The following is a 26,010-nucleotide window of genomic DNA, read 5'->3' as shown; positions in this document are numbered from 1 at the left end:
TCACGGCGTCAGCCGGTAGAACCGGAAGAAGAAGCTCTCGATGGGGAGCACGTCCACCTTCGAGAACCCCGCCTCCTCGGCGTACTCGCGCAGCGTTTCCTCCCGCATCACGGTCCCCGTTTCGGCCGAGGGCTCCTCGGTCCGGCCGACCGGGAGGCAGTGGAAGACGCTCCAGCCGTACATCAGCCCCTCGACGAGGTCGGACTCGCCGGTGAACGTCTCGCCCACGCGCTCGTCCATCACGAGGACGGCCCCGTCGTCGGCGACGACCTCGCGCATCGTCCGCAGGACGCCGACGGGGTCGGGCATGTCGTGGACGCACTCGAAGGCGGTGGCGAGTGCGTACTCGCCCGCACCGTCGAGGTCGGCGGCGTCGCGGTGGTGGACCTCGATTCGGTCGTCCAGTCCGGCGGCGGCGACGTTCTCCCGTGCGACCGCCACCGACGCCTCGTCGAGGTCGACGGCGTCGACGTAGACGTCCGAGTAGACCCGTGCGATGCCGATGCTGGACCACGCGTGGCCGGTCCCGACGTCGACGACTCGGGCGTCGGGGTCGCTCCGAAGCCGTTCGTCTACGTCGGCCATGGTCGGAATCCACTCCTGTCCGAGCTGGTGGAGGAACGCCGGCCGGTTCATCCGCGCCTGCCCTTCGTGGAGGTCCGCTCCGTAGTCCTCGAAGGGAATAGCCTGGCCGGTGCGGTAGGCGTCGACCACCCGCTCTATCGGTCCCACCGCGCCGACGAATGTCTGACACAGCGGCGCGAGGAAGTCGAGATGCTCCTCTTCGACGAGAAGCGGCTCGTACGCCTCGGGCAGTCGGTACCGACGCCCGTCGGGGGCGCCGCTCGCGTCCGCGACCGTGAGTACGCCCCCTACGGTTTGCGCTTCGAGCCACTCTCGGGTGTATCGCTCGTCGGTCCCAGTCGCGGCCGCGAGCTCCTCGGCCGTCAGCGCGTCCAGTGTGTCCGCCAGCGTCCGGTAGTATCCCAACTGGTCGCCGAGGTACACCTGGAATACCGTGAACGCCCCGGCGGCGTCGGTCAAGAGCCGCTCGGCGAACGCGTCGGCCGCCTCGGTCGGTTCGGATTCGAGTTCGCTGGGGTCGGTTGCCATACTCGTACGAGGCCCCGGGACGTGCTATAGTTGATTTCTGAGAGTCGAATCATCGAAAGAACGCGCTCGCTCGGTGCGAGCCGTGTCTCGCCGCGTGAACTGTCGCTCGACTCGTGAGACACCGTTATCCCGTGCGGCCACGTACCGTGTTATCGATAGTCGTGGCTCCGGCGACGGCGAGGATTCACATGCCAGAGAACAGCGTCTTCGACGAAATCGTGCGGAACGCGCTCGAACTGCGGCACTTGGACGGGCTCCCCTCACCGACGGGTCGGCTCGACACTGACACGCTGCTGGACGTGATTCGCCACGGGCCACTGCTCGAACTGCTGTTCGACGGCCCGCGCGACCGCCGCGACATCGAGACGGAGCTCGACGTCTCCCGTGCGACGAGCCACCGGTTCACCCGCTGGCTCGACGACCACGACCTCGCTGAACGCGTCGACGGGCAGTTCCGGCTGACGGGTAAGGGACAGGTGGTCGCCGAGTCGGTGCTCTCGTTCGAGCGCGACCTCCTCGCCGCCGACCGCCTCGCTCCGCTGCTCGACAGCATCTGTGAGTACCACCAGGAGTTCGTCGTCGAACCGTTCGCCGACGCGACAGTGACGGTGCTGACGCCGGCGGACCCCTACGCGCCGATGACCCGATTCCTGACGCTCCTCCGGCGGAGCGACTCCTTCCGTGGCTTCAACACCACGCACATCGTCCCGCCGTCACTCGCCCCGTACGAAGAACTGTTCGGCGACCGTGACGTCGAACTCATCTACCTCCCCGAGGTAGTCGAGTCGCTCGACGACGACTCGCTCGAACAGGTCCGCTCTGCCGTCGACGTGGGGCGGCTCACCCTCCACACGCGCGAGGCCCTCCCGTACGGACTCGCCATCTTCGACGACCGAGTCGGTATCGCCGGCTACGACGACGAAACGGGAACCATGCGGGTGTTCGTCGACACCGACGCGATGCTGGCGCGGGAGTGGGCCGAGCGCGTCTGGCGGACGTACCGCGACGACTCGGAGCCGCTCTCGACGGGCTGAACGGCCGCCGGGTCAGCGCCCCGCCGCCTCGACCGCCGCGAACCGCCCGAACGCCAGCCGGTTGATTTCGGGGAGCACTTCGCGCATCTCCGTGACCGGTCGACCCATCAGCTCCGACAGCCACTCGTGGATGGTCGGGTCGGCGAGACAGCGGACGTGTCGACCGACGAACTCCAGCCACCGGAGGACGAGGTGGACGTCGAATCCGGCCCGCACGTCTTCGCTGTCCCCCTCCCAGCCGCCCTCCCGGAGCCCGTCGAGGTACGCGTCGAAGACCACGTCCGCCAGACGCTCGCCGCGCCGCGGGTCGAAGTCGGCCCAGACGAGGCTCAACATCACGAGCGCGGCGGCGTTCTCCCCGACGGCGCCGTCGGCGAGTTGGTCCCAGTCGACCGCGACGGTCTGTGGGCCGTCCTCGCTCGGGCGGAGAAAGAGGTTCCGCGGGTAGGCGTCGAAGTGACAGAGCGTGGTCGGCAGGTCCCGCCTGCGAGCGAGTAGCGTGTCGCGGGCGTGCCACGCGTCGAGCAAGCGGTCGGCCTGCTCGCCCGGGAACGCCTCGCGGACGAGGTCGTCGTCGGGGAGGGAGTCGACGAGCGCGACCGTCGGCGCGGTCTGCCGGAAGTCGAACGCGCGGACGGTGAGCCAGTCCGGGCGGGGCTCGACCGGGTGGTGCGCGAAGTGCGCGTTGAACCGCCCGAGGTCGGAGGCGACGACGGTGAAGTCCTCCAGCGTCCAGTGGGCCTCGCCCTCGGTCTCGTCGCTGCCTCGGGTCGCCCCGGTACGGCGGCCTCGACTTCGGGACTCCGCTCCCGGGCGCTCGACGGCCGCGGCCCGCCGCGAGGCGAGCGTGTCGGCCGGACCGCGGACGGCGCCCTCGGCGAGGTCCTCCAGCCAGAGCCAGCACCCCTCCCCCTCGAAGATGCGGACGGCGTAACAGCGTGGCATCGCCAGCCCGGGGGCGTCGGCGGCGACGCCCGAGCGGTACACCTCCGCTTCGCGGCGCCAGTACGCCGGGTCGGTCGGTCGCTCCCAGACCCGCTCGGCGACCGTCTTGAGGACGACCGTCCACGCCGTCTCGCTTCCGTCGTCCAGGGCGGCGACGCCCGCGAACCGCCAGATGGCGGTGCCGCCGTACCCGCCGCCGGCGCCGGCGCGCATCCGGTCGCGGTACCACTTCGTGACCGTCGCGGCGGCGTCGCCGACGACGGTCCGGACCACGGGCGTCAACTCGGCGCGGTCGACCGCACGGACGCGCCGGTCGAGCGCCGCACCGGGGTCGGTGACGGGCGGGGCCACTCCCGTCTCGGTAGATTGCTCAGTCATATGGAGGCGTACGGACCCCACGTGGGGAGCGGACATAGCGCCGTCGGCACCCCGGCGGGTTGTACTCCTCGCCGTCGGCCGAGGGGTCCCGGCCGCTCAGAGCGGATACTCGCGAACCGTCTCGAACCGGCGTTCCGGGCTCGACGGGTCGTCCGCGACAAGCCGGAGCCGTTCGACCCGGAGCCGACCGGCGTCGACCGTACGGTTCGCTTCGAGCCAGTCGACCGCCGCGGCCACGTCGTTCGGGTCGTCGCCGACGAAGTGGGCGAGCGACACGTGTGGCGTGTACGCGGCGCCGTCGAACTCCCCCCGAGGGACTTCGGGCAGGTCGAGCACGCGCCGGTGGAGTCGCGCGAGGGTCCCCTCGTCGCGGGAGTCGCCGGCCTCGCGAGCCTCACAGAAGACGACCGTCGGCCACACGTTGAGCCGGGGGAGCGCGACCTCGAAGGGTTCGATATCCGCGCCGGCGACGGCGTCGTCGATTCGGCGCTCGACGCGCTCTGCCGCCTCGGGTGTGAGGTCGCGCTCGGCGGTCGGGTCGTCGCCGACGAGCCCGACTCCCTTCACCGTCACGTGGAACCACGCGGGTGGCAGCCTTCGGAGGGCGTCGAAGCGGTCGAGGTCGCGAGCGGCCGCGTCGAGCGCCTCGCGGGCCGGCCCCGACTCGAGGTCGACGACGAGCGTCAGGCGACGGCCACAGCCGGGAACCGGGTCGAACCGGTCGACGACGGGGTCGAGGTCGCGGCGTGCCGCCCAGGCCTCGGCGTACGCGTCGGACATCGTCGGGAGGTCGGGGCCGAGAGACAAAGCTGTAACTGGCGGGTGTCGCGGCGGGAGAAACGGCGAGTCGGCGGACCGCTCCGGTCGCGTTCCGTCGTATCCGGGACCTTACTCGAACTGCGCGGCGACCGCGCTCAGCACGGCCGTCTCGACCTCGTCGCGGGCGCCCGAGAGGAACTCGATGCGGTTCTGTCGGACGCCGCTGGCGGCGATGCCGGCCTCCGGCGCCTCCTCGCGGGCGGCCTCGGCGACGGCGCGCACGTCGAGGGACTTCGTGGAGCGGAGGTACAGTTCGTCCATCCCGAGGCCGACGGTGACGAACTGCTCGCCCTGTCGGTTCCGGCGGTGGAGTTCGTCGAGCAGGAGCGTCGTCGGCGGGAAGTCGAAGCGGTGGGTGAACGCATCGGTGTCGATGACGGAGAACTTCACGTCGCCCTCGCCCTTCGCGGTCATGTTCGCCTCGGCGGTCTCGACCTCGTCGTCGAGTTTGACGCGGAACTGCTCGCTGACGTGGCTCGCGAGTCCGCCGTCGGCGCCGTCCTCGGCGTCGGGGTCGGCCCACAGCAGGTCGGTGATGAGTTCGCGCTTGTCCTCGTAGGACTGGTAGTACGCCTCCAGCGCGACCGCCTCGCGGATTTCGCGGGTGCGCTCCGCGTCGAAGCCGGTCTCGCTCGCGAGGTCGACGTAGGCCTCCGGAGCGTCCTCCCAGTAGGAGACCGCCGGGAGGTGCGCGAGGTCCTCGCGCACGTCGTCGTTGACGGCGGCGGCGAGGTTCGCGGCGAGCGCGCCCGTCGAGAGGTCGTCTGCGCCCTCGGGGGCGACGAGCGTCTCGCAGTCCTCGGCCACGTCATCGTCGGCGGCGACGGCGTCGACGACGACGCGCTTCGCGTCGTACACGCCGAGCAGACCGAGGCCGTCACGCGACTCCGAGGTGCTCCCCGTCCCCAGCAGGAGGACGAGCGGGAGCTTCTCGTCGTGGCGGTCGCGGTCCTGGAGCATCCGCGTCACGTCGTTCGTCGCGGCGTCCATCCCGTAGACGACGTCGTCGAGCGGGCGCCGGGTGAAGTAGTGGTACTCGGCGTCGCTCTTGGCGTACTCCTCGCGGATGAGCGGGAGGACGGCGCGCTCGACGGCGGCGCCGGCGACGTAGCCGTCGGCGGTCGCGGCGTGGCGCACGACGATGGGGCGCGATTCGAGCACGGCGCGTCGGATGGCCTCGGCGGCGTCGAGCAGGCGCTCGGAGCTCTCGGAGACGGCGTCGTGCTCCGCGAGCGGCAGCAGGCCCTCGGGTCGGGCGCGGTCGGTGAGGGCGTCGGCGAGTCGCTGGCTCACCGTCTCGGCCTCCTCGCCGTCGAGGGCGAGGAGCGCCTCGGTCTCGACCTGAATCTCGCCGCGGCGGCGTTCGACCTCGCCGTCGAGACGGACCATGTCGCCGACCTCGATGTCGGGGTAGGCGCGCACGCCGGCTTCGACGAAGGCGGCGCAGTCGACGACGCCCGTCTCGTCGCGAACTTCGAACACCGTCGGGCCGCCGGTCTGGCGGGCGCCGACGACCTCGCCCTCGAGGCGCACGTCCTCGCCGACGCGGTCGGTGAGCGTGCCGATTTCGACGCGCTCGCGTTCGGCGGTCGGCTCTGACTCGGCGTCGCGGTCGTCCGACTCGGCCTCAGCTCCGTCGCCGGCGTCGCTCCCCTCGTCGCCGTCGTCCGAACCGTATCCTCGGGCGCCGGCCTCGACGTCGGCCGCGGAGTCGGCGCCCTCGCCGGCGTCTGCGTCCTCGGCGTCGCGCCCGGGACCGGTCGACTCGGCGGCCGTCCCGCCGTCGCGGGCGGGCGACTCGGCCTCACGCTCGCCCCCCGAGCTCTCGCTTTCCTCCTCGGGGTCGTGGTCGCCCTCGGCGTCCTGGACGAGCGCGCCGCGGAACTCCCGCTCGCGCTGACGGATGGACCACCCGAGGTCGATGTTGCCGTTGTCGCGGACGTTCTTCACCTGGACGAACACGGTGTCGCCCGCCTCCCAGTCGAGGCTCTCGAGGCGTTGGTCCAGTTCGCTACGGTGGAGGAGGCCGGTGACGCCCGGGGCGAGGTCGACGAACACGCCGAAGTCGGCGTAACCGTCGACGACGCCGGTGTAGAACCGGCTGGGGGTCAGTTGGTCGGCGCTGTCGCCACGGAATTCGAAGACGACGTCCTCCTGGTGGGACTCACAGATACGCCCGTCCACAGGCGTACCACAGATGATACACGAACCCATTTGAATCGATAGAACGGTTCCGCCCTAAAACGGTTGTCGAAAGTCGCTCAGCGATTCTTTCGTCGAATTCGTCGGCGAACGCCGTCGGAAGCCGAGGATTCCTCGCGCGTGTCGGCCGACCGGTCGTTACTCGAAGACGACACCTTCCTCGCGGACCGCCTCCACGTCCGCGAGGAGCGACTCGACGGCCTCGGGGTCGAGTGCGACCTCCACCTCGTTACCCTCCCCGTCCTCGAAGGCGAACTTCACCTGCGAGTCGCCGAAGGCCCGGGCCTCGGCTTCGTCGACGTGGTACAGTTTGACCGTCGCCGCCGTGTTCGCGGCGCCGACGTGCTTGACCGTTCCCTCCGCCAGTTCGACCATGAAGTCGTCGAGGCTCAGCGTGAGCATGGCCGGGCTTCGCGGGGCCGCCGGATAAGCGCGGCCACCGCGCGGGCAGTTAGACGACTCCCGCGACCACGCCGAGACCGTCGCCGGCGAGGACTGCCTCCGCCGCCGCGAACCCGCCGAACCCGTAGCCGAAGACGAGCGCCGCCGGGACGGCGGCGGCGAGGACGGCCCGGACGGGCGACGCTCGGTGGACGACGGCGACGCCGACGACCAAGAGGAGGGCGCCGTAGGCGGCGCAAGTGACCCGGAGGAGGGGGACCGGCAGACCGGCAAACACACACGGGGCGGTCGCGTACGCGATAGTCTGGACGGTCTGGCTCACCCCGCCGCGGTCGGGCACGATGGCGATGAGCAGGAGCGTCTGGAGCGCCGCCGTCAGGTGGAGGGTTGCGGGAGCGACGAACAGCGCGACGGCGAGCAGGAGCAGGGTGGCGGTGGCGGCCTCGCTGCCGGCGACGAGGGGAATCGTCTCGGTGCCGACGACCGGCTCGGGCGAGAACGCGAGCAGGCCGACGACGTAACAGAGCGCGACGAACACGCCGAACGCCAGCCCGGGCGCCTGGTCGCCGGGGGCGATTCCGTTGCGGAAGAAGCGTCGCGGGCGGACGAGGGCTTCGAGCCAGGCCCGGGCGAAGCCCGCCGGACCGCGGTCGCGGCCGCCTTCGGGGTTCTCTATCCAGGTCGTCACGGGTCTCTACTCCGACCTAGTCGCTGCGGAGGGTATGACAGTTCCGACAGCGCGCCTCGTAGGACTCCTCGGCGCCGACGAGGATGGTCGGGTCGTCGGCGTGGGCCGGGTCGCCGTCGATGAGCCGCTGGTTCCGGGAGGCGGGTTCGCCACAGACCGTGCAGATGGCCTGCAGTTTGTCGACGTACTCGGCGAGGGCCATCAGTTGGGGGAGCGGTTCGAACGGCTCCGCGCGGAACGTCTGGTCGGTGCCGGAGACGACGACGCGGCGGCCGTCGGCGGCGAGCGCCTCGCAGACGTCGACCAGTTCGCGGGTGAAGAAGTTCGCCTCATCGACGGCGACGACCTCCTCGCCGTTCAGTCGGTCGTCTATCTCCCACACTCCCTCGCCCTCGTTCTCGACGACGGTCGCCTCCCACTGGCGGCCGTTGTGCGACCCGATGGTCGCCTCCCCGTAGCGGTCGTCGACGGCCGGCTTGAACACCGCCACCGACTGCCCGGCGATCTCGGCGCGGCGGAGTCGACGGAGGAGTTCCTCGGTCTTCCCCGAGAACATCGACCCCGTGATGACCTCGACCCAGCCGCTCTTCGTGATGGCGTGCACGTTTCCCCCCGGTGCGAGCGGGCTACTAAACCGTTGTCACTCGGCGTGACCGTCCACGGGAATCGACAGTCGCGCCCGCTAATCTCACGTTACCGACCTGCAAGGGGGACATAACGAAGGTCCTCGCGTGACACGGTGTCACTGAGGGGTGGGACCCTCACGCCCACGCTCCGACTGCCATACCGGGGTGGACGGGCGTCGGTTGCCTTCGTTCGTCGGTGCGGTCGGGTGGCTGGGGTCACCGACTGCCGCCGACGTTCTGGCCGCTCTCGAACGTTCGAGGGTCGGCCTCAATGTGTGCGAACTGCACGACTCTCCTGCCGAGCACTAGCGCCCGCTCTTCGATGCCGTCGTCGACGACTACGCCGCCCTCGAAGGCGCGGCTCGCCCGCGGAATCGCCACCTGGTGCGGGAGGACCCACGCGTTCAGCGCGCGGCAGACCGAGCGGAGGTGTTCGAGCGCCGTGACGGGGAACGAGCCGCCGGCGACCGCGAGCAGGCCGACGGTCTTCCCCTCGAACTCGTCGAAGCCGGCGTAGTCGAGCGCGTTCTTCAGCACGCCCGAGTACGAGCCGTGGTACATCGGCGTCCCGAGGAGCACGGCGTCCGCGTCGCGAAGGCGCTCCGTGAGGACGGCGCTGTCGCCCTGTGTGTCCTCGTCGGCGTTCAGCGCCGGCAGGTCGAGCTCGCGGAGGTCGAGCAGTTCGCCCGTGCCGCCGGCCTCGCGGACGCCGTCGAGCGCGACTTCGAGCCCGAGACGCGTGTAGCTGTGCTCGCGCAAGCTCCCGCAGACGGCGACGACGTGGGTGTCGGCTTCGCCGTCGCGGCCGCTTTCCTCGCTTCCGGTGACCGATTCGTCGGTCCCGTCGGCTGTCGCGTCCGAACGCTCGGTGTCGGCGTCGCTCATAGGCGTGGGTCGGAGTCGGGAGACAAAAACACGCCGCCGGGTCGAGCGGCCGCTCGCCGTCGGCGGTTCCTCGCCTCGACCGGTAGCAGGGTTATCCCGACCGAGCGCCTCCCTCCCTCATGGCAGTCATCCCCGAGGAGTACCGCGACCTCTTCGAGAAACGCTCGTTCGCGTTCGTCGCGACGCTCCTGCCCGACGGTTCGCCCCACGTCACCCCGACGTGGGTCGACTTCGACGGCGAGCACGTGCTCGTGAACACGGTCCCGGACACCCGGAAGGACCGGAACGTCCGCGGCGACCCGCGGGTCGCGCTCGCGGTCGCGGACCCGGAGAACCCCTACCGCTACGTCTCGGTTCGCGGCGAGGTCGTCGAGCACCGGACGGACGGGGCTCGGGAGCACCTCGACGACCTCGCCGAGCGTTACACCGGTCGACGGGAGTACGACGGGCCGGGGGCCGAGGAGCGCGTCGTCCTCGTGATTAGACCGGACAACGTCGTCGGGCAGACGCCCCCGTCGCGTTCGGAGTGAGCGAGAGCGGGCGGTCGGCGGCGGTCGCCCCCGTCACTCAGCGCCGGAGGCTCGCGACCGTCTCCGCCTCGCGCTCCGAGAGCGCGACGAGGCCGTCCGATTCGAGGTCGTCGACGAGTCCCCGGAGCCACTCGCGGCCGTGTTCGCCGTCGGGCGTGTAGTCGACTCTGACGCGCGGCCCGAGGTCGTCCAGCGCGAGTTCGTCGTACTGTCCCAGGGCGCGAACGACTCGGCCCCGCATCTGTCGGCGCGAGCCCTCGAACTCCGGCTGTGTCGGCACGTCGGGCGCGGTGAAGTCGCCGGTCTCGTAGGCGTGACACCACCGGCGCCACGGACAGCCCGCGCCGTCGCAGTCGGGTGATTTCCCGCAGGCGACGCCGCCGAGTTCCATGACGGCGTTGTTCCAGACGCGGGACTCGCCGTCGGGCATCAGGAGGGAGGCGGCTTCCTCGAACGCCGCGTCGTCGTCCGGCACGTCGAAGGCGCGGTGGAGCACGCGCTTGACGTTGGTGTCGACGACGGCGTCGCCGTTGTCGAAGGCGAACGACGCGACCGCGTTCGCGGTGTAGGGGCCGACGCCCATCAGCTCCTGGAGGCCGTCGGGGTCGGTGGGGAACTCGCCGCCGTGGTCCTCCTCGACCTGCTGGGCGGCCTCGTGGAGGTACTTCGCGCGGTTGTTGTACCCGAGCGAGTGGTCGGTCCAGAACGCGACCACGTCGCTCCGGTCGGCTACGGCGAGGTCGGCGACGGCCGGCCAGCGTTCGAGGAAGTCCTCCCACGCGGGGACGACGCGGTCGAGTTGCGTCTGCTGGCTCATCACCTCCGAGACGAGAATCTCGTAGGCGTCCTGCGTGCGGCGCCACGGGAAGTCCCGGTGGTCCTCCTCGTACCAGTCGACGAGGGCCCGTCGGACGGCTTCGCGGGTGTCCCCTTCCGGGAAGGTGCTCTCCTGCAGCGACTCCGGGAGGGCGTCGGCGGACGGCGAATCGCTCATGTGTTCGGGTACGGTGGGCCGGGTTTATCGGTGCTGGTTCGGGTTTCTTGAGTTGGCCTCGGAGCGGGTGGGACGGTCGGTTCTGTGGTGGCGCCCGGAAGCCCCTACGTTCTCGGGTCGCGCGGCTCGCTGTGCTCCTCGGTCGTCACTCCGTTCCTCCCCGCGGTGCTCACGTCGCCGTCCTTCCCCGAGAACTGGGCGAGAACGAAGCTCTCGCGAGCGGCCGGAAGCTCCGCCTCCGGCGACACGGCCCCTTCTGAAGCCCCGCCTACCGTATCCACGTCCTCCCCAGCCGCTTCCTTCGCTACGCTCACTCAGCCCTCGCACGGTGGCTCGCGGCCCGAAGGCCGTTCGGCGCGCGCCGCCGCGACTCCGTGTCGCGGCGCGTCGTGCGAGGGACCTCGGCTGGCCTCGTGCCAGCCGCACGGAGGGTGGGGAGGCGTGAGGCGGTGCGGTGCTGTGGGTGGGGCTCCGAAAGGGGCCGGGCGGTCGCCGTCGCTCGCGACGTAAGCACTGGAGCCGCGAACGGAGTGAGCGGTGAAGCGCGCAGCGAGTCGAGCGACGGCGAGCGGGCGGGGGCTTTCGTCGGTCCGGGTGGGAAACGTCCCCCTGCTCTCGATTCAATTGAATGTCGACGTACCGCTCGGCACACTTTTGTCATCCTACCGAAAATATAGTGCGTGTCCACGGCCCTCCACGTCCTCGGCGTCGCTACCGCCGTCCTCCTCGTCGGCGTCGTGTTCGTCGGCCTCGGTCCGCTGCTCGCCTTTCCCGTGTTTCTCCTCGTCGCTGCCGCGGGCATGGGTGCCTTCCACCTCTACACCCGACAGCACAGCACCGGACCCACCGACCGTGTGAACTGCACCGCCTGTGGGGCTCCGAACTCGACCGACGACGCGACGTGTACCTACTGTGACGCCGACCTCTGATTCTACGATACAGCAAAGAGGCGAAACCCGTATCCCCTCCCCTGCCGACAGCCACGACCATGGGACTCGACGAGTTGAACGACGACGTGACGAAGGCGTACTCGAACCTCGACGACCCGGTCGAACTCGACCTCGACCGCGAGACCCGAACCGAGCTCGCGATGCTCGTCGCCGTCTTCGGCACCGACGACGTATCGGAGCTGATCCAGCGCGGCGTCCACCAGCTGTTCCGCACCACCGTCGACACCGGCGACATGGACTTCCAGCTCCGCGGCGCCTACGACGTGACCTACGACGAGTACCTCTCGGGGATGACCTACGACGAGATGACGGGCCAGGACCAGTACCCCCAGCGCGACGACGAGCGTCGGTATCAGATGTAGAAAGCCCTCGCCAGCGCGCCGGAGCGCGCGCTGGCTCGCCCTTTTCATGTCCACCAGGCCCGCGAGAGCGAGCCGGCCGCGACGGGCCGGCACGCTCTGTGCCTCATCCTCCCCACCCGCTTCGCTCACTCCGTTCGCTCAGCCCTCGCGCGAGTGTCGCGGCGACGGAGCGCCGCGACGCACGCGCCAGTCGGCTGGACGACTCCCAGTGACTACGTCTCCCAGCCCAACCGCACTTCCTGTAACGCAACTTGGATTTCACCGGAAACCCGGTGTGGGAACACGTCGCTCACGGTCGGGTCGTTTATCCGACATCGTGACGAGCATCCGCCATGGACTGGAAGGACGGCGTCGTCGTCGGCGCGGCCCTGTTCTGCGGGTCGGTCGGCTTCGCGTTCGGTTTCGCCGGCATGGTCGGCGGCGTCCTCGTCGGCGCCGGCCTCGGGGCGCGGTGGGCCAGCCGAACGGACCGCGAGACCGACCTCGAACGACGGGTCGCGGCACTCGAAGCGGCGCTGGACGCCGAGACCGACGACCCTGCCGACGCCACGGACGCCGACGACTAACGACCCCTCCGCCGACCTATCAAATCTATGTATTTTCACCGGAAGCCCGGTGTGCACCGACCGAGGATGCGAGCCGAAGCGTGAGCTACGAGACGTCCGCGATGGACTTTTCGAGCAGGTCCGCGCCGAGTGAGATTTCGCGTTCGGTCACGTCGAGCGGCGGGAGGATGCGAAGCACCTTGTAGCCGCAGGCGAGAGTGAGCAGGCCGCGCTTCAGGGCGGCCTCCTGGACGGCGTCGCGGCGCTCCTTCGAGTCGAACTCGACGGCGAGCAGGAGCCCCTTCCCGCGCACGTCCACGACGCCCTCGGGGTTCGCGTCGCGCACGGTCTCTTTGAACTGCCGACCGCGGACGGTCGCGTTGGCGAGTAGGTCGTGTTCCTCGATGGCTTCGAGGGTGAGCACGCCCTGGAGCGAGGAGACGATGTCCCCGGCGCCCCACGTCGAGGAGAGCCGGGCGCGCTCCTCGGGGAACACGTCCTTGCTCGATATCGTCGCGCCGACGCGCAACCCTTTCGCGCCGGTGATGATGTCCGGTTCGAAGGGGTAGTGGTCCGACCCCCACATCTCGCCCGTCCGGCCGACGCCCGACTGAATCTCGTCGGCGACGAGCGTGATGTCGTGCTCCTCGACGACGCTCGCGACCTCCTCGGCGAAAGCGTCGCTCGGGAAACGGTAGCCGCCCTCACCTTGGATGGGCTCCATGATGAGGTAGGCGACCTCCTCCGGGTTGACGTGTCCCCGTTTGGGGTCGAGTTTCCGGCGGAGGGCGGAGACGGGGTCGTCCTCGCCCTCGCCGTCCCGACCGCCGCCGACGCCGCGGAAGAACCCACAGGAGCAGGTCGCGGGCGAACAGGAGCGGTCGTCACAGAACGGCACGTCGTGAATCGAGGGAATCTCGGGGAACTTTCGTCGATACACTTCCTTCGAGCGGTTGAGCGAGAGCGTCCCGAGTGTCCGGCCGTGGAACGCCCCTTCGAAGGTGATGCCGTACTTGGCCCCGCCCGAGGCGTCGTAGCTGATTTTCAATGCGTTCTCGACGGCCTCCGCACCCGAGTTCGAGAGGAAGACCGTGTCCATCCCGTAGTGGTCCGTCAACTCGACGAGCTTGTCCATCAGCTGAGTCGGACCGGGGAACTCGGACTGGTCCGGCGGGTTGCCGTCGCTGACGTAGAAGTCCTGCCCGGCGATCTTCGTCGGGTCGACGAGGTCGAACTCGCGGAGGGTGTCCATCACCTTCGGGTTGTTGTACCCCAGCGGTGCGGCGGCGACGTGACTCGTGAAGTCCATGAGCACGTTGCCGTCGACGTCCGTACAGAACGGCCCCTCGGCGTCACCCGAGAGGTCCCAGACGAAGTCGTACACGTAGGTGCTCGGTGCGGCGTTGCGGTGGTGGTGTTCCACCCACTCCCGCGCCCGCTTCCCGGGCATCTCGTCCACCCGCGGCTCGGCCGTCTCGCGGTCCATGCGGCGAAGTCGGAATCGGGGGTGTTAAAAAATTCGTTTAGGTAGGGGCGAAGATTGCGAACGTCGCCGCCGTCGCCGTGCCCGCGGCCGCGAGCAGGACGAGACTCCAGACCGCCACCCGATTGCGGAACTGCTCGGGGCCCGCCGCCGCGAGTCCGGCCTTCACGAGGATGGACGACCCCGTCGCGAGCAGGATGGAGATGACGGCCGGCTGGACCCCGAGACTCCCCTGCCGGTAGAGGAGAACGGCCGAGGTGGTCGTCCCCGCCGAGGAGACCAACCCCGAGAGGAGGGCGCTGACGTAGAAGCCGACGTTGCCGAACTCCTGTTGGGCGACGGTGCCGCCGACGAGGATGACGAGGAAGACGGCGCCGAAGGCGAGGACGTTCCACAGCGAGAAGGGGCTCTCGAGGTCCATGTCGACCTCTGCGCCCCAATCGGCGGCGAGCCACGCGACGACGAAGGAGCCGACGATGAGCACCCCGAGCGGGATGACGGCTCCCACCAGGGGCGGCTGGCCCGACGCGACCGTGAAGGCGACCGCGATGAGGAGGTTGCGGGTCGCCATGGCGGCGTCGGCGAGCAACACCCCCGCGACGGCGAACGACACCGCGTCCGCGCGCTGACGCACCTGGTCGAGCATCGTGCCGACCACCGCCGTCGACGACGCCAGTCCGCCGAAGAATCCCGTGACCGCCACGCCCCGACCGCCGTAGCTCCGCACCAGTGCGTAGTTGACGATGCCGATACCGGCGACGGTGACGACCATCAGCCACGCGACTTGGGGTTCGAGCCTGAAGGTGAACTCGCCGACGAGGTCGACCTCGTAGGAGGCCGGCAGCAGCGGGTAGACGACGAACGCGAGGATGGCGAACTCCACCGAGGAGCGCATCTCCTCCCGGGTCAACCCCCCGGCGAACCCGTGGAGCTCCCGCTTCAGGACGAGCAGGAGCGAGGAGACCACGGCGACGGAGACGCCGACGAGGACGTAGCCGGCGGCGACGAGCACGCCCACCCCGTAGGCCGCCATCATCGACATCGACGTGGTGAGCGACAGCGAGTCCTCTTCGCCGTTTCTGAGCCCCTGAACCGCCAACAGGACGCCTTGGACGATGACGAGCACCCCGCCGATGGTGAGAAGCGAGACACCCAGGTCCGACTCCTGGGCGACGATGGTGAACACCGCGCCGACGAGGCTGATGAGCGAGAACGTCCGAATCCCCGCCGACTTGCGCGACCACTCCCGCTCGAGTCCGAGAAAGAGCCCGAGCGCCGCCGCGAGGACGACGCGAACCACCGGGTCGTCGAGGGGGTTCGTCAACACCCCGCCGCCGTCGACACCCTGCAACACGACTTCGACCGGCATGGGCCGTCGGCTACGACGCCCGCTAGTATATAGCTTGTAGCCACCTCGTGAGTGCTCGTTACTCGGCCGGCCCGCCGCGACACCCTTTTGCCCTCCCCGGGCGCCACATTCCGTATGTCGCTCACCGAAGTCGACCGCTCGAGGCTCGCTTGGTGGCTCGGCGGCGCACTCCTCTTTCTGGCGCTCGTGTTCGTCGTCTACTCGTTCGTCGGCACGTTCGTCTTCGGAGTGTTCATCTACTACGCTACCCGCCCGGTGTATCGGCGCATCCGGCGGCGGGTCGGGTCGCCGAGCCTCGCCGCCGCGGTCTCCATCTTCGCGCTGGTCCTGCCCGCGCTCGGACTCGTGGCCTACGCGCTCGCCATCGTCTCACAGGAACTCCTCCGAATCGGACAGAACACGCCCTTCGACCCCAGCGACTACGGGGTCGACCCCGAACTGCTCGACGCCATCGCGGACCCGGCGACGCTGTTCCAGAGCGGACTGGTCGACTACCTCTCCTTCGGGAGCGTCTCCGCGGTGATCGCCCAACTCGGCGCCGCCGCCGGCACGCTCGCCGTCCTCGGCATCGCGCTCGTCCACCTGTTCGTCATGCTCGCACTCGCGTTCTACCTCCTCCGCGACGACCACACGCTCTCGCGGTGGTTCCTCGGACGGTTCGGCGACGCGGGCGGCGTCGTCGAGTCCTACGCCCGCGCCGTCGACCGCGACTTCAACAGCATCTTCTTCGGCAACATCCTCAACGCGGCGCTCACGGGCACCATCGGCGTCATCGCCTACTCCCTGCTGAACGTGTTCGCCCCCGAGGGCGTGTCGGTGCCGGCCCCGGCGCTCGTCGGCCTCCTCGCCGGCGTCGCCAGCCTCATCCCCGTCGTCGGCATGAAGCTCGTGTACGTCCCCGTCGCGCTGTACATGGCCGGCGTCGCGCTCGTCGGCCCCGGCTCCGGCGCCATCTGGTTCGTCGTCGCCTTCGCGCTGCTGTCGTTCGTCGTCGTCGACACCATCCCCGACCTCGTCCTCCGGCCGTACGTCTCGGGCCGGAGCCTCCACGTCGGCGCGGTGATGATCGCGTACACGTTCGGCCCGCTCCTGTTCGGCTGGTACGGCATCTTCCTCATGCCGATGCTCCTCGTCCTGTTCGTTCACTTCGCACAAATCGTCCTCCCCGAGTTGATGGCCGGCGAGCGTATCCAGCCGTACGCGCTCGACCCGTCGTACCTCGTCGACGACCCGGTCGCGAGCGACGAGGCGACCCCGCCCGCCGGCGAGCCCGCGAACGCGGGCGACGGTCGGAACCCGGGACACGACCCGACGCCCAGTTCGGACGGTGGCGAGGAGACGACCGGCGACGAGTCAGCCGACCGCGGTCAGTCCTCCAAATAGTCGGCTTCCCAACTCTGCCGGGCGTCGAGTTCGCGTCGGCCGCGGCGAGTCAGCGTGTAGTAGTTCGTCCGCCGGTCCTGCTTTCCCTTCTCGACCAGCCCCTTGTCGACGAGCGTGTCGAGGTTCGGGTACAGCCGCCCGTGGTGAATCTCCTTCTCGTAGTAGTCTTCGAGCTCCTCCTTGATAGCGAGCCCGTGGGGCTCCTCCAGCCCGGCGACGACGTAGAGCAGATCCCGCTGAAATCCTGTCAGGTCGTACATGGTAAATGTACACGCGGAGATTCTTATCTGAATAAAATAAGCATACCGGCCAGCAGTCGCGGATTTCGACCGACGGCTCCCGGTTCTCCCGCTCGACCGAACCTCCATCTTGCCGAACGGTTCGCCCGTCCGAGACACTGCTAATTCGATACCACCACCAACACGACATGTTGTCCCGACTGCACGCCCCGTCGGTTACGGCGGCCGGTGACTACGGACACGACGACCGTGGCTCGACGACCGCGAACCCCGAGAGCCGACCCGACCGACTCTCGACTCGACCGGGTCGTCGCCGCGCTTTATGTCCCCCCGCGTCGTAGACGACCCCATGCCAGAAGAGGTCCTGTTCAAGACGGAATCGGCACGGAGCCGCGAGCAGATCGCAGAGTACCTCCGGACGGTCGCGGATAAACTGGATGCGGGTGATGCGGTGACGCTCTCTGCCGGGAGCGAGTCGGTGACGCTCGACGTTCCCGAACGCCCGACCTTCGAGGTGAAGGCCGAGCGCGAGACGTCGAGCGCCGGCGGTCCGGGCGAACTGAGCGTCGAGTTCGAACTCGAGTGGGACGAGGACGGCGGCGACGACGCCGGCGGCGACCTCTCTATCGAGTAGTCGGCGCGCGTTCCGCTCCTCTTCTCCCGCCGAGCTATCGGGTACCCGTGTGGGACCGCAGACCCGGAGCGGCCGCTCGGGACACGGACGATACTGTCCCCGACACTCCTGCGGTGGGATACAGAACAGGGAGACTACGTACGCGGCGCACACGACGGCAGAACGGACGAAGCGACGGCTCGCCGACGCGAGTTCGAAAGGAAAGCAAGCCACGCGGAAACCGCGTGGATGCTTGCCGCCCTGAATTGGTCCCCGCTGACGCTTCGGCCCTCCAAAGCGAAGCGTCACTTCCACGTATCACAGGATATCACTTAAACCTACCGCACGGGCCGACGGACGTGCCGTACCCGACACATCCGACGGAGCCGACGCGCGCTCGTCGTCGGCCGACGTACTCCCCGGGACGGGCCGACCGCTCAGATGTGCTCCTCTTCGAGCACCCAGCCGAGCGCCCGCTTGTAGTACGTGAACATCTGCTTGACGCTTTGGTGGTTCATCTCGTCGGATTCGAGTTGCTCCGCGAGGAACTCGTACTGCTCTCTGATTTCCGCCTCGTCTCGCATACGGCCTCTTCGGGCACGAGTGGGCATCAACCCCATGGCCCCGGTCGGTCCGTCCACCCCGCGCGGCGCGTCTACGGGACCGCGAACGAGACCCCACGAGCGCTACTTCCGGTCGAGTCGCGAGAGGCCGTGCCAGATGGCGTCGACCATCCGCGCCTCCCCGTCGCTGGCGGTGTCACCGGCCGCGTCGTCCCAGCCTCGCGCCAGCGCGTCCTCCAGAACGGGCAGCGAGTGGTTCTCGAAGTTGTTCATCCCGCGGAACGCCTCCAGCGCCTCGCGCTCCTCGTCGCCGAACACGTCGTCCCCGTCGCCGCCGTCGCCCTCGTCGCCCCCGTCGTCGACCGCGACCGAATCGAGGAACCCGAGGCCCGCGAGCGTCTCGCGCACTGCCCGGGCGGTCTCGCCCGACAGTTCCCGGGTCGACTCGGGGGCCTCGCGTTCGAGCAACGTCACGTCGTATATCTTGAAGACGCGCTCCAACTCGTCGATGGGGTGGTCGTGGTCGTCGACGCGCACGTCGACCCAGCGGTCGTTCTTCCCGTCGTACCCGCCCTCGGGTTTGACGACGTACATCGCGGCGCTCTGCTCGCCGCGGCTGTCGCCGCCGGCGTCGTTGCCCGCGTGGAGGGCGGCGAGGAGGTGTTCGGGGAGGCCGCCGTCGGTCGACTCGAAGGCGTCGGCCATCGCGTCGAGGGTCGCCTCGTTCTCGAGGATGTTCCCCTGGACGGTGTAGGTCTCGCCCTGCCGGTCACCGGCCACGTCGAAACACTCCTCGCCGGTGTAGGCGGCGACCGACCCGTCGGCGCCGACGACGCCGACCTGGCGGGAGGCGGCCTCGTCGTCCTCGGCGGTCAGGCGCTCGACGACCTCGTCGGCCGGGAGGCCGTCACGCAGGAGCGCGAGCCCGTCCGGGCCGTAGGCGACGTTGGCGAAGCTCTGTGTGGCGACGGCGCCCGCGTCCGCGGCGGCGAAGGGGACGACGGAGCCGACGCTGACGAACTTGGACTGGACGGCGACACCGACCGCGCCCGTCTCCGGGTCGCGTGCGACGATGGAGAACGTCATGACGGGCGGTCGGGGCGCGCCGACAAAAGGGTTCACCAGCCGGAAACTGCCGGGTTCGGCGCCTCGTGGCGTCTCGGCCGCCTCAGACGCCCGGCGGGACGCCGATGGCCTGGAAGGAGCTGTAGCCGAAGTAGGCCGCGACGTAGAGGATGGCGAACGCCCCGACCCACGTCCCCACCGAGATGGCGACCGCCTGCCCGATGCCGCCGCCGTAGAGCAGGTCCACGACCAGGATGTACGCGACCACGGCCAGGGCCGGGCCGAGGGCCACCCAGAAGCCGGCGAGGCCGAGCGTCCCCGAGACGAAGTAAGTCACCCCGAACCACACCACGGAGGTGATGGCGGCCGTGACCAGCGAGTACCCGAAACTGGAGTTCTCGGTGAAGACGGCCGTGCTCACGTACGTCGCGACGGCGACGACGAGGAAGCTCAGCACGGTTCCGACGACGCTCGCGGTGACTGTGAGTGCCATCGTCCGCCTCGACGTACCGGCGGCTGTCACTTATCCGACGGGGCCGTGTGGGGAGTCTCGGCGAAGCGACACCGGCCGGGACCGGATGGTTCCCTCCGCCGACCGGCTCTCGTCCATCGGCTTCCGCTCGTCGGCGTGGCCTCGCCGTCGGCGACGGGTCAGTCGTCGGCCTCCGCAGGGTCGGCCTCCGCGGACGACGGCGTGGCCGGCTTCCCCTCCGAGTTCGACCCACGCTTTCGCGCCGTCAGCGGCTGTTGACTCGTCAACCCGCAGTCGAACGCCGGGTGTTCGGCGAGGTGCCGGACGAGCATGTGCCGGCGCCCGCCCGTGAGTCCCGACCGGCCGACCTCGTTCGCGGTGAACGTCGCGGGCAGGCGCTCGTACAACCGTTCGAGTTCCTCGAAGGAACGAAACACCTTGCTGTGGCCCGCCGAGTCGGCGCCACGTCGGGAGACGACGTAGCTCCCGTCCTCGCGGTGCTCGCCGACGGTGCGGAAGTACGTCTCCCGTCGGGTGAGCGCGTCGCCGAGGGCGTCGCGTAACGCGACCGCTCCGGCTCTGGAGAGCGTGTGCTCCTCCCGGCCGAGCGAGAGGCGGAACTCGGCGCCGTCGGCCGAACAGGTCACTTCGATTTCCCGGTCGGTCGACGCGTCGCTTTCGGGTCGCCGCTCCGAATCAGCGCCCGAGAATTTCGCGACCAGCCGCCTCGCGGCGACTTCCGCTATCCTCCGCGTCCGACCGTGTCGTGTCGTTCGACGACATCACGGTCACACGTACGTCCGCCCGACGGGATAAGCGGTCGGGTCGTGCAGGCCCGACTGTCGGACCACCTCCCGATTTCGCGGTCCTCCCGCCGAGGGCTCGCTGACTCGTCGACCGGCGGGTTACTCACGAAGGTGTCGGTCCGTCCCCCCCGAGTTCTCCGAGACGACCTCCGTCACTTCGACACCCAGATACGGACCGCCGTCGCCGTCCTGGCGGACGCTCCACCCACCGCGGACGTCGACGCCGTTGTGCTGTGCCGCCCGGAACAACTGCCCGAGGGCCGCCTGTAGCTCCGTCTCGGTCGTCGGCTCGTCGCTTTCGGGTCGTTCGTTCGACATGGTCGGTGTCGCTCCGGAACGCCTCCGGTAAATACGACGGCCCATGGTCAGTGACAGACACCCTTAGTGGACGCGGACGGTAAAAAATTTCCCTTCTAAGCTCGAAATTTAAGATAGTTTTCGCCCGTAGCCGACGTTCCAGCCCCGAGACGAACTTCGGCGACGAGGGTCGACCCCGACGACCCGACCACCGGCGTGTCGAGACCGCCCGCTTTTCCACCGGCGAGACGAAGGGCTCGGTATGAAAGTCCGCGGTCGCCGGGAGTGCAAGGCCTGTGGCCACCAGTGGTCGTACTACGACACCGGCAGCGTCGCCTGTCCGGCCTGTGACAGTCTGCGGAGCGTCGGCGTCGACGAGCGGACCCGCCACACCGCGTCGGCGACGACGCTCGACCTGAGCGAACACCGGGCCGCCGTCGGCGACGGCGACGGCGACGCCGCCGACCTCGCCGGCGAAACCGACGCCATCAAGTCGACCGTCCGGGAGTACGTCCGTCGGCGGGGGTTCATCCACGCAGGCGACCTCCAGCCGCTCGACGAGACGTTCCTCGCGGCTCACGAACTCCTCCACGCGACCGACGTGTACGCACGCGAGCGGAACCCGACGGACGACGAGGAACTCTACCTCGTCTCGCTGCTCAACGGGGCCGACTCGGGCGACCGTCCCGCTCCGGACCACGTCCCGCCGTCGATGGCGGCCGCACGGGGGCTCGGCTACGCCGACGCCGTCCGCGACTATCGGCGGGACGTCGCCACCTACCTCGACGACGAGCCGGACCCGGTGGCGAGACGTCTACTCGGCCGACTCACCGACCGGATGAAACGCGTCCGTGCGCTCGAAGGCGACGTGCCGGTTGAGGAGTCGGAGTCCCTCGCGCGGGCGACACAGGAGCTATCGTCGTACCTGACGACCGGCGACGAGAGCGCCGTCGCGGCGGCGACGGACCGGCTCGACCGGCTCGACGACCTCGACTGACCGACCCGACCTCGACTGACCGACCCGACCTCGACCGGTTCGACAACCCTGACCAGCCGGAGCGTCCTCCTCACCTGGTCGATTGCTGCCATAAACGACGAGAAATCGCACGTTACAGCCGGGTCCGACCGCTACGATTACACAAAGCTATAACACCCCCTACTCACAAACTCCCGACCGGTATGCCGATAGATAACGTAGACCGTACGACGCGACGGGGATTTCTCACGGCGGTCGGGGCTGGCGGGGTGGCAGCCACGGCGGGGTGTCTGAGTTTCGGTGGCGGCGGCGGTGGCGGTGGTGGCGGCGGTGACGGGGCTATCGTCCTCGGTCAGCCGGCCGCCCTCACCGGCGATTGGGACTTCCTGCAGCCGGGCGTCTCGCAGGCGACCGACGTCGCGATGCAGCAGATAAACGAGGCCGGCGGCCCGCTCGGCCGCGAAGTCGACGTGGTCCGGCGCGACACGGCGGTCAACCCGCAGGAAGCGCGGTCGGTGGTGACGCAACTCATCGAGAACGACGGCGCTATCGGGTTGCTGGGGCTGTTCTCGAGCGAAATCAACCCGCTGTTCGACTTCCTGCAGGAGCAGTCGACGCCCGTGGTCACGCCGTGGCCGGGGTCGGGGTTCCTCGACACCCGGGGTGGCGACATGGGGACGCCGGAGAACCTCGAGGACGACGAGTGGATATGGCGCACCGTCATCGGCGACACCGTGCACACTGCGGGCGGCGCACGCCGGGCGCTGGACCAGGGGAACGACACCCTCGGCGTCATCAACGGCAACTCCGAGGGGGCCAGAAGTTGGGCCGACGGGTTCGTCTCCGCGTACGAGGAAGGGGGCGGTACCGTCGCCCAGCGCGTCGAGGTGAGCCTCGGTCAGTCGAGCTATCAGTCCGCGCTCGACCGGCTGTTCGGGAGCGAGTTCAGCGCGTTCGCGGTGAGCATCCCCCTCGAAGACGCGACGACGCTCCTGACCGACTGGGCGGACGGCGGCTACGGCCGTCAGCCCATCCTCTCGGACCCGCTCGCACAGGACGACCTCGCCTCGCGGGTCGGCAGCGACCTCGACGGGGCGTGGGCCGCGAGCCCCGGCCAGGCCGGCCCGAGTTTCGACTCGTTCGTCGACACCTACGAGCAGGGCGGCGACGCTGAACTCAACGGTTGGACGCCCCCCGCGTGGGACGCGCTGAACGTCACCGCACTCGCCATCGAACGGGGCGGCGAGGCGACCCCGGAGGCCATCGAGCGGAACCTCGGCCCGGTCAGCCGAGAAGGAGGCACCGAGGTGACGACCTTCGCCGAGGGCAAGGACGCGCTCGCGAACGGGGACGAAATCTCCTATCAGGGTGCGGCGACGCCGACGAACTTCACGAACTTCGGGAACGTGTTCGGTCCGGTCGCCATCAACGTCGCGAGCGGCGGCGAGTTCTCCCAGGAGGAGGTCATCCCGGCCGACGACATCCGCGGGCTCGTCCCGGAGGACGAGTACTGAGCGATGGGAGTCGCACAGAACGTCGTCTTCGGGCTCGTCACCGGGTCGTACATCGCCATCGCCGCCATCGGCTTCACGCTGATTTACGGCATCGTGAACATGATCAACTTCGCGTACGGCGAGTATCTGACCATCGGCGCGTTCATCGGCATCCTCACGGTCGGTGTGTTGCCGTTGCCGCTGCCGGTCGCCGCGGTGGTGGCGATGGTCGGCGGCGGACTCGTCAGCCTGCTGCTCGCCCGCGTGTTCTTCACGCCCATCAACCAGACGGGGCCGGTGCCGATGCTCCTGACGTCTATCGGACTGGGACTGGCGTTGCGGAACGGGATTCGGCTCACGGCCGGACGGGGCTCACGCTACTTCGACACCGAGACGGCCACGCTCCGCTTCGACGGTCTCCCGGCGCTCTCGGTCGGACCGGTCGACCTGCTCGGGGACGTGTTCGTCACCTCCGAACAGCTCGTCGTCGTCGGCTGTGCCGTCGGCGTGTTCGTCGTCGTCCACACCCTGCTGACCCGAACGGACGTCGGTATCGCCATGCGGGCGATGGGCGACGACGAGAGCCTGGCTCGGGTGCGCGGCATCGACACTCAGCGAATTCGCGACAACGTCTGGGTGCTGGCCGGCGTGCTGGCCGCGCTCGCCGGGGTGTTGCTCGGCATCCAGACGAACGTCAGCGCCGGCACCGGATTCAGTCAGATTCTGCAGATTCTCTCGGCCGCCATCCTCGGCGGGGCCGGGAGCCCCTACGGGGCCATCGCCGGCGCGTACGTCATCGGCCTGGTCCTGGCGCTCTCGACCGTGTTCCTCCCGACGGGGATGACGGGCCTCTCCTCGGCCATCGCCTTTCTCATCCTCATCGGCGTGTTGCTGGTCAAACCCAGCGGGCTGGCCGGTCGGGAGGTGCGTGAAGCGTGAGCGTCCGCGAACGCCTTCCCGGAGGGAGCGTGCTTCCGGCCGGCCGCGCCGAACAGGCGCTCCTGGTGGGCGGGCTGTGTATCCTCGTCGCCGCGGTGTTCCTGCTCACGCCGCTTTCCGCGACGATTCCGGGGGCGCTCTACGTCTTCTTCGAGGTCGGTATCCTGTTCGTCATCTACGGGCTGCTCGTGCTGGGGCTGGACCTCCAGTACGGCCACACGGGGCTGGTCAACTTCGGACATGTCGTCTTCTTCGCCGTCGGGGCCTACGCGGTCGCGATGCTCTCGGCGGAGGGGTCGTTCGAAGGGGTCGCCCTCGGCTACCCGTGGATGTTCGCGCTGGTCGTCGGCGTCGTCGCCGCGGCGGTGCTGGGAGCGGTCGTCGGGGCGACCTCGCTTCGCCTGCGCGACGACTTCCTCGCCATCGTCACGCTCGCCACGGCCGAGATATTCCACACGCTGTTCGTCAACTTCCGCGGGGTCTTCGGGGGGAACGTCGGCATTCTGGGCGTCCCACAACCCGTGGCCGACCTCGCCGCCGACAGCGACACGTCGCTGGTCGCGACGCTCCTCCTGTTCGGCGGGGTGACGGCGCTCACGCTCGGGATGCTGACCCGCCTGACGGACGCGCCGTACGGCCGGGTCCTGCGGGCGATTCGCGCCGACGAACTCGTGACGCGGTCGGTCGGGAAGTCGACGTTCCGCTACAAGATGCAGGCGTTCGTCTACGGCGCCGCGCTCGCCGGCTTCGCCGGCGGCCTGTTCGCACTGTACAACGGGGCGGTCGCGCCGGGCTTCTTCACGATTCAGGTGACCGTCACCGTCTGGATCGGCATGCTGCTCGGCGGCGCGTCGAACCACCGCGCCGTCCTCGCGGGACTGGCGATTATCATGGGCCTGCGGCTCGTCTCGCGGTTCGCACTCGACGTCTCCCCGGTGGCCGCCGACGCGTTCGCGTCCGTCCGCCTCATCGTCGTCGGGCTGATTCTCGTCCTCGTGATTCGCTACCGGCCGGCCGGTATCTGGGGTGACGAGCGGGAACTGGGGGTAGAGTCGTGAGCCTGCTGGACGTCGACGGGCTGACGAAGACGTTCGGTGGGCTCCGCGCCCTCGACGACCTCTCGGTCGCGGTCGACCGAGGAGAACTCGTCGGCGTGATGGGGCCGAACGGGGCCGGGAAGTCGACGTTCTTCAACTGCGTGAGCGGCGTCGTCACCCCGGACGCCGGCCGTGTCACGTTCGACGGCCGCGACGTGACGGGCGACCCGCCCGAGACGCTGGCCAAGTCCGGGCTGGTTCGGACGTTCCAGCAGACCCGCGAACTGGAGACGATGACCGTCCGCGACAACGTTCGACTGGCCGCCCCCGACCAGCGCGGTGAACGGACGCTGCCGGCGCTCCTGCGCACCTCGGGGATGCAGGACGAGGAGCGGGCGGTTCGCGAGCGAGCGGACGACCTCATCGCGGCGTTCGAACTCGACCACCTGCGAGACGAGTACAGCGGGGCGCTCTCGGGAGGACAACGGAAGCTCCTCGAGTTGGCGCGGGTGTTGATGCTCGACCCCGACCTGCTGTTGCTCGACGAGCCGTTCGCGGGCGTCAACCCGACGCTGACCAACGACATCGCCGACCGGGTTCGCGGGCTCAACGACGACGGGATGACCGTCGTCATCATCGAGCACGAACTGGAGACGCTAACCGACCTCGTCGACCGCCTCGTCGTGCTCCAGCAGGGGAGCCTGCTCGTCGAGGGCGACCCCGCGACCGTCGTCGAGGACCCGCGCGTCATCGAGGCCTACCTCGGAGAGTGAGCATGCACGACCAGCAACTGAAACAGGGA

30 protein-coding genes are annotated in these 26,010 nt (G+C 69.3%); 12 read left to right on the top strand and 18 right to left on the bottom strand.

What is annotated here, in order from left to right; genetic code table 11:
- Positions 1-1,113, bottom strand: a complete 1,113-nt coding sequence (locus N5095_RS01050; RefSeq protein WP_267620101.1) for an SAM-dependent methyltransferase — start codon at positions 1,111-1,113, stop codon at positions 1-3.
- A 188-nt stretch (positions 1,114-1,301) separates the two neighbouring features.
- Between N5095_RS01050 and N5095_RS01045 the strand changes: the two genes are divergently transcribed.
- Positions 1,302-2,147, top strand: a complete 846-nt coding sequence (locus N5095_RS01045) for a helix-turn-helix transcriptional regulator (protein ID WP_267620099.1) — start codon at positions 1,302-1,304, stop codon at positions 2,145-2,147.
- Positions 2,148-2,159: 12 nt separating this feature from the next.
- Here the strand turns inward: N5095_RS01045 and N5095_RS01040 are convergent, their stop codons facing one another.
- The 7 genes from N5095_RS01040 to N5095_RS01010 all read right to left on the bottom strand — a co-directional run bounded on the left by N5095_RS01040 (position 2,160) and on the right by N5095_RS01010 (position 9,092).
- Entirely contained in the window at positions 2,160-3,470 is a 1,311-nt protein-coding gene (locus N5095_RS01040; protein WP_267620097.1) for an aminoglycoside phosphotransferase family protein, read from the bottom strand.
- A 96-nt stretch (positions 3,471-3,566) separates the two neighbouring features.
- Positions 3,567-4,250 (bottom strand): 2'-5' RNA ligase family protein, encoded by a 684-nt coding sequence (locus N5095_RS01035; RefSeq protein WP_267620095.1) that lies wholly within the window; start codon positions 4,248-4,250, stop codon positions 3,567-3,569.
- A 108-nt stretch (positions 4,251-4,358) separates the two neighbouring features.
- Positions 4,359-6,503 carry a DHH family phosphoesterase gene (locus tag N5095_RS01030; protein ID WP_267620092.1) on the bottom strand — a complete coding sequence of 715 codons (2,145 nt, stop codon included), beginning with the start codon at positions 6,501-6,503 and terminating at the stop codon, positions 4,359-4,361.
- A gap of 126 nt (positions 6,504-6,629) precedes the next feature.
- Complete coding sequence (locus tag N5095_RS01025) at positions 6,630-6,893, bottom strand: hypothetical protein (RefSeq protein WP_267620090.1); 264 nt, start codon at positions 6,891-6,893, stop codon at positions 6,630-6,632.
- Positions 6,894-6,942: 49 nt separating this feature from the next.
- Positions 6,943-7,581, bottom strand: coding sequence for a YIP1 family protein (locus tag N5095_RS01020; RefSeq protein ID WP_267620088.1), 639 nt, complete (start codon positions 7,579-7,581; stop codon positions 6,943-6,945).
- Positions 7,582-7,597: 16 nt separating this feature from the next.
- On the bottom strand, positions 7,598-8,185 hold the full coding sequence (locus tag N5095_RS01015; protein WP_267620086.1) for a thymidine kinase: 588 nt from the start codon (positions 8,183-8,185) through the stop codon (positions 7,598-7,600).
- A gap of 238 nt (positions 8,186-8,423) precedes the next feature.
- A complete protein-coding gene (locus N5095_RS01010) occupies positions 8,424-9,092 on the bottom strand; it encodes an NADPH-dependent FMN reductase (protein ID WP_267620084.1) in 669 nt (222 codons plus the stop codon).
- 119 nt (positions 9,093-9,211) lie between these two features.
- Here N5095_RS01010 and N5095_RS01005 point away from each other — a divergent pair, with 119 nt between their 5' ends.
- The gene (locus tag N5095_RS01005; protein ID WP_267620082.1) at positions 9,212-9,622 is read left to right on the top strand and encodes a PPOX class F420-dependent oxidoreductase; all 411 of its coding nucleotides are present in this window, start codon (positions 9,212-9,214) and stop codon (positions 9,620-9,622) included.
- A 37-nt stretch (positions 9,623-9,659) separates the two neighbouring features.
- Here the strand turns inward: N5095_RS01005 and N5095_RS01000 are convergent, their stop codons facing one another.
- Both N5095_RS01000 and N5095_RS00995 read right to left on the bottom strand, forming a co-directional pair.
- Positions 9,660-10,616 carry an HhH-GPD family protein gene (locus N5095_RS01000; RefSeq protein ID WP_267620080.1) on the bottom strand — a complete coding sequence of 319 codons (957 nt, stop codon included), beginning with the start codon at positions 10,614-10,616 and terminating at the stop codon, positions 9,660-9,662.
- 104 nt (positions 10,617-10,720) lie between these two features.
- Entirely contained in the window at positions 10,721-10,930 is a 210-nt protein-coding gene (locus tag N5095_RS00995; RefSeq protein WP_267620078.1) for a hypothetical protein, read from the bottom strand.
- Between the two features lie 366 nt (positions 10,931-11,296).
- Here N5095_RS00995 and N5095_RS00990 point away from each other — a divergent pair, with 366 nt between their 5' ends.
- From N5095_RS00990 to N5095_RS00980, 3 genes are all read left to right on the top strand, one after another.
- Positions 11,297-11,545 (top strand): hypothetical protein, encoded by a 249-nt coding sequence (locus N5095_RS00990; protein ID WP_267620076.1) that lies wholly within the window; start codon positions 11,297-11,299, stop codon positions 11,543-11,545.
- A 59-nt stretch (positions 11,546-11,604) separates the two neighbouring features.
- The gene (locus tag N5095_RS00985; protein ID WP_267620074.1) at positions 11,605-11,928 is read left to right on the top strand and encodes a ribbon-helix-helix protein; all 324 of its coding nucleotides are present in this window, start codon (positions 11,605-11,607) and stop codon (positions 11,926-11,928) included.
- Positions 11,929-12,260: 332 nt separating this feature from the next.
- Entirely contained in the window at positions 12,261-12,494 is a 234-nt protein-coding gene (locus N5095_RS00980; RefSeq protein ID WP_267620072.1) for a hypothetical protein, read from the top strand.
- 85 nt (positions 12,495-12,579) lie between these two features.
- On the opposite strand, the gene N5095_RS00975 is transcribed toward N5095_RS00980, so the two are convergent.
- Together N5095_RS00975 and N5095_RS00970 are read right to left on the bottom strand one after the other, a co-directional pair.
- Positions 12,580-13,959, bottom strand: a complete 1,380-nt coding sequence (locus tag N5095_RS00975; RefSeq protein WP_267620070.1) for a class-III pyridoxal-phosphate-dependent aminotransferase — start codon at positions 13,957-13,959, stop codon at positions 12,580-12,582.
- Between the two features lie 37 nt (positions 13,960-13,996).
- Positions 13,997-15,325 (bottom strand): MgtC/SapB family protein, encoded by a 1,329-nt coding sequence (locus tag N5095_RS00970; RefSeq protein WP_267620068.1) that lies wholly within the window; start codon positions 15,323-15,325, stop codon positions 13,997-13,999.
- 114 nt (positions 15,326-15,439) lie between these two features.
- Here N5095_RS00970 and N5095_RS00965 point away from each other — a divergent pair, with 114 nt between their 5' ends.
- Positions 15,440-16,708 carry an AI-2E family transporter gene (locus tag N5095_RS00965; protein WP_267620066.1) on the top strand — a complete coding sequence of 423 codons (1,269 nt, stop codon included), beginning with the start codon at positions 15,440-15,442 and terminating at the stop codon, positions 16,706-16,708.
- Here the strand turns inward: N5095_RS00965 and N5095_RS00960 are convergent.
- Positions 16,693-16,968 carry a PadR family transcriptional regulator gene (locus N5095_RS00960; RefSeq protein ID WP_267620064.1) on the bottom strand — a complete coding sequence of 92 codons (276 nt, stop codon included), beginning with the start codon at positions 16,966-16,968 and terminating at the stop codon, positions 16,693-16,695. The two genes, N5095_RS00965 and N5095_RS00960, sit on opposite strands and share 16 nt — an antisense overlap.
- Positions 16,969-17,296: 328 nt before the next feature.
- Here N5095_RS00960 and N5095_RS00955 point away from each other — a divergent pair, with 328 nt between their 5' ends.
- Complete coding sequence (locus tag N5095_RS00955; RefSeq protein WP_267620063.1) at positions 17,297-17,581, top strand: amphi-Trp domain-containing protein; 285 nt, start codon at positions 17,297-17,299, stop codon at positions 17,579-17,581.
- A 416-nt stretch (positions 17,582-17,997) separates the two neighbouring features.
- Here the strand turns inward: N5095_RS00955 and N5095_RS00950 are convergent, their stop codons facing one another.
- The 5 genes from N5095_RS00950 to N5095_RS00930 form a co-directional block, all read right to left on the bottom strand.
- A complete protein-coding gene (locus N5095_RS00950) occupies positions 17,998-18,144 on the bottom strand; it encodes a hypothetical protein (RefSeq protein WP_267620060.1) in 147 nt (48 codons plus the stop codon).
- 102 nt (positions 18,145-18,246) lie between these two features.
- Positions 18,247-19,209: a DUF1028 domain-containing protein gene (locus N5095_RS00945; RefSeq protein ID WP_267620058.1), complete on the bottom strand. Its 963-nt coding sequence runs from the start codon at positions 19,207-19,209 to the stop codon at positions 18,247-18,249.
- An 82-nt stretch (positions 19,210-19,291) separates the two neighbouring features.
- The gene (locus tag N5095_RS00940; RefSeq protein ID WP_267620056.1) at positions 19,292-19,681 is read right to left on the bottom strand and encodes a hypothetical protein; all 390 of its coding nucleotides are present in this window, start codon (positions 19,679-19,681) and stop codon (positions 19,292-19,294) included.
- Positions 19,682-19,839: 158 nt separating this feature from the next.
- Positions 19,840-20,307: a DUF7528 family protein gene (locus N5095_RS00935; RefSeq protein WP_267620049.1), complete on the bottom strand. Its 468-nt coding sequence runs from the start codon at positions 20,305-20,307 to the stop codon at positions 19,840-19,842.
- A 258-nt stretch (positions 20,308-20,565) separates the two neighbouring features.
- A complete protein-coding gene (locus N5095_RS00930) occupies positions 20,566-20,784 on the bottom strand; it encodes a hypothetical protein (protein ID WP_267620047.1) in 219 nt (72 codons plus the stop codon).
- A 241-nt stretch (positions 20,785-21,025) separates the two neighbouring features.
- On the opposite strand from N5095_RS00930, the gene N5095_RS00925 reads away from it, so the two are divergent.
- The 5 genes from N5095_RS00925 to N5095_RS00905 all read left to right on the top strand — a co-directional run bounded on the left by N5095_RS00925 (position 21,026) and on the right by N5095_RS00905 (position 25,981).
- Positions 21,026-21,760, top strand: coding sequence for a DUF7117 family protein (locus tag N5095_RS00925; protein WP_267620045.1), 735 nt, complete (start codon positions 21,026-21,028; stop codon positions 21,758-21,760).
- A 182-nt stretch (positions 21,761-21,942) separates the two neighbouring features.
- Entirely contained in the window at positions 21,943-23,253 is a 1,311-nt protein-coding gene (locus N5095_RS00920) for an ABC transporter substrate-binding protein (RefSeq protein ID WP_267620044.1), read from the top strand.
- A gap of 3 nt (positions 23,254-23,256) precedes the next feature.
- Positions 23,257-24,171 carry a branched-chain amino acid ABC transporter permease gene (locus tag N5095_RS00915; RefSeq protein ID WP_267620042.1) on the top strand — a complete coding sequence of 305 codons (915 nt, stop codon included), beginning with the start codon at positions 23,257-23,259 and terminating at the stop codon, positions 24,169-24,171.
- Positions 24,168-25,229 carry a branched-chain amino acid ABC transporter permease gene (locus N5095_RS00910; RefSeq protein ID WP_267620039.1) on the top strand — a complete coding sequence of 354 codons (1,062 nt, stop codon included), beginning with the start codon at positions 24,168-24,170 and terminating at the stop codon, positions 25,227-25,229. Before N5095_RS00915 ends, N5095_RS00910 begins: the two co-directional genes overlap by 4 nt.
- Positions 25,226-25,981: an ABC transporter ATP-binding protein gene (locus N5095_RS00905; protein ID WP_267620037.1), complete on the top strand. Its 756-nt coding sequence runs from the start codon at positions 25,226-25,228 to the stop codon at positions 25,979-25,981. The genes N5095_RS00910 and N5095_RS00905 overlap by 4 nt, the downstream gene beginning before the upstream one ends.
- The last annotated feature ends 29 nt before the right edge of the window (positions 25,982-26,010 follow it).

Source organism: Halobium salinum, from assembly GCF_026586625.1.
Taxonomy (GTDB): domain Archaea; phylum Halobacteriota; class Halobacteria; order Halobacteriales; family Haloferacaceae; genus Halobium; species Halobium salinum.
This window is presented reverse-complemented; position numbering and strand designations above follow the sequence as displayed.

Excerpts from the sequence above, each read along its gene's own strand:
- N5095_RS01050 (WP_267620101.1), bottom strand. The coding sequence starts at position 1,113 with ATGGCAACCGACCCCAGCGAACTCGAATCCGAACCGACCGAGGCGGCC.
- N5095_RS01045 (WP_267620099.1), top strand. The coding sequence starts at position 1,302 with ATGCCAGAGAACAGCGTCTTCGACGAAATCGTGCGGAACGCGCTCGAA.
- N5095_RS01040 (WP_267620097.1), bottom strand. The coding sequence starts at position 3,470 with ATGACTGAGCAATCTACCGAGACGGGAGTGGCCCCGCCCGTCACCGAC.
- N5095_RS01035 (WP_267620095.1), bottom strand. The coding sequence starts at position 4,250 with ATGTCCGACGCGTACGCCGAGGCCTGGGCGGCACGCCGCGACCTCGAC.
- N5095_RS01030 (WP_267620092.1), bottom strand. The coding sequence starts at position 6,503 with ATGGGTTCGTGTATCATCTGTGGTACGCCTGTGGACGGGCGTATCTGT.
- N5095_RS01025 (WP_267620090.1), bottom strand. The coding sequence starts at position 6,893 with ATGCTCACGCTGAGCCTCGACGACTTCATGGTCGAACTGGCGGAGGGA.
- N5095_RS01010 (WP_267620084.1), bottom strand. The coding sequence starts at position 9,092 with ATGAGCGACGCCGACACCGAGCGTTCGGACGCGACAGCCGACGGGACC.
- N5095_RS01005 (WP_267620082.1), top strand. The coding sequence starts at position 9,212 with ATGGCAGTCATCCCCGAGGAGTACCGCGACCTCTTCGAGAAACGCTCG.
- N5095_RS01000 (WP_267620080.1), bottom strand. The coding sequence starts at position 10,616 with ATGAGCGATTCGCCGTCCGCCGACGCCCTCCCGGAGTCGCTGCAGGAG.
- N5095_RS00985 (WP_267620074.1), top strand. The coding sequence starts at position 11,605 with ATGGGACTCGACGAGTTGAACGACGACGTGACGAAGGCGTACTCGAAC.
- N5095_RS00980 (WP_267620072.1), top strand. The coding sequence starts at position 12,261 with ATGGACTGGAAGGACGGCGTCGTCGTCGGCGCGGCCCTGTTCTGCGGG.
- N5095_RS00975 (WP_267620070.1), bottom strand. The coding sequence starts at position 13,959 with ATGGACCGCGAGACGGCCGAGCCGCGGGTGGACGAGATGCCCGGGAAG.
- N5095_RS00970 (WP_267620068.1), bottom strand. The coding sequence starts at position 15,325 with ATGCCGGTCGAAGTCGTGTTGCAGGGTGTCGACGGCGGCGGGGTGTTG.
- N5095_RS00965 (WP_267620066.1), top strand. The coding sequence starts at position 15,440 with ATGTCGCTCACCGAAGTCGACCGCTCGAGGCTCGCTTGGTGGCTCGGC.
- N5095_RS00960 (WP_267620064.1), bottom strand. The coding sequence starts at position 16,968 with ATGTACGACCTGACAGGATTTCAGCGGGATCTGCTCTACGTCGTCGCC.
- N5095_RS00955 (WP_267620063.1), top strand. The coding sequence starts at position 17,297 with ATGCCAGAAGAGGTCCTGTTCAAGACGGAATCGGCACGGAGCCGCGAG.
- N5095_RS00950 (WP_267620060.1), bottom strand. The coding sequence starts at position 18,144 with ATGCGAGACGAGGCGGAAATCAGAGAGCAGTACGAGTTCCTCGCGGAG.
- N5095_RS00945 (WP_267620058.1), bottom strand. The coding sequence starts at position 19,209 with ATGACGTTCTCCATCGTCGCACGCGACCCGGAGACGGGCGCGGTCGGT.
- N5095_RS00940 (WP_267620056.1), bottom strand. The coding sequence starts at position 19,681 with ATGGCACTCACAGTCACCGCGAGCGTCGTCGGAACCGTGCTGAGCTTC.
- N5095_RS00930 (WP_267620047.1), bottom strand. The coding sequence starts at position 20,784 with ATGTCGAACGAACGACCCGAAAGCGACGAGCCGACGACCGAGACGGAG.
- N5095_RS00925 (WP_267620045.1), top strand. The coding sequence starts at position 21,026 with ATGAAAGTCCGCGGTCGCCGGGAGTGCAAGGCCTGTGGCCACCAGTGG.
- N5095_RS00920 (WP_267620044.1), top strand. The coding sequence starts at position 21,943 with ATGCCGATAGATAACGTAGACCGTACGACGCGACGGGGATTTCTCACG.
- N5095_RS00915 (WP_267620042.1), top strand. The coding sequence starts at position 23,257 with ATGGGAGTCGCACAGAACGTCGTCTTCGGGCTCGTCACCGGGTCGTAC.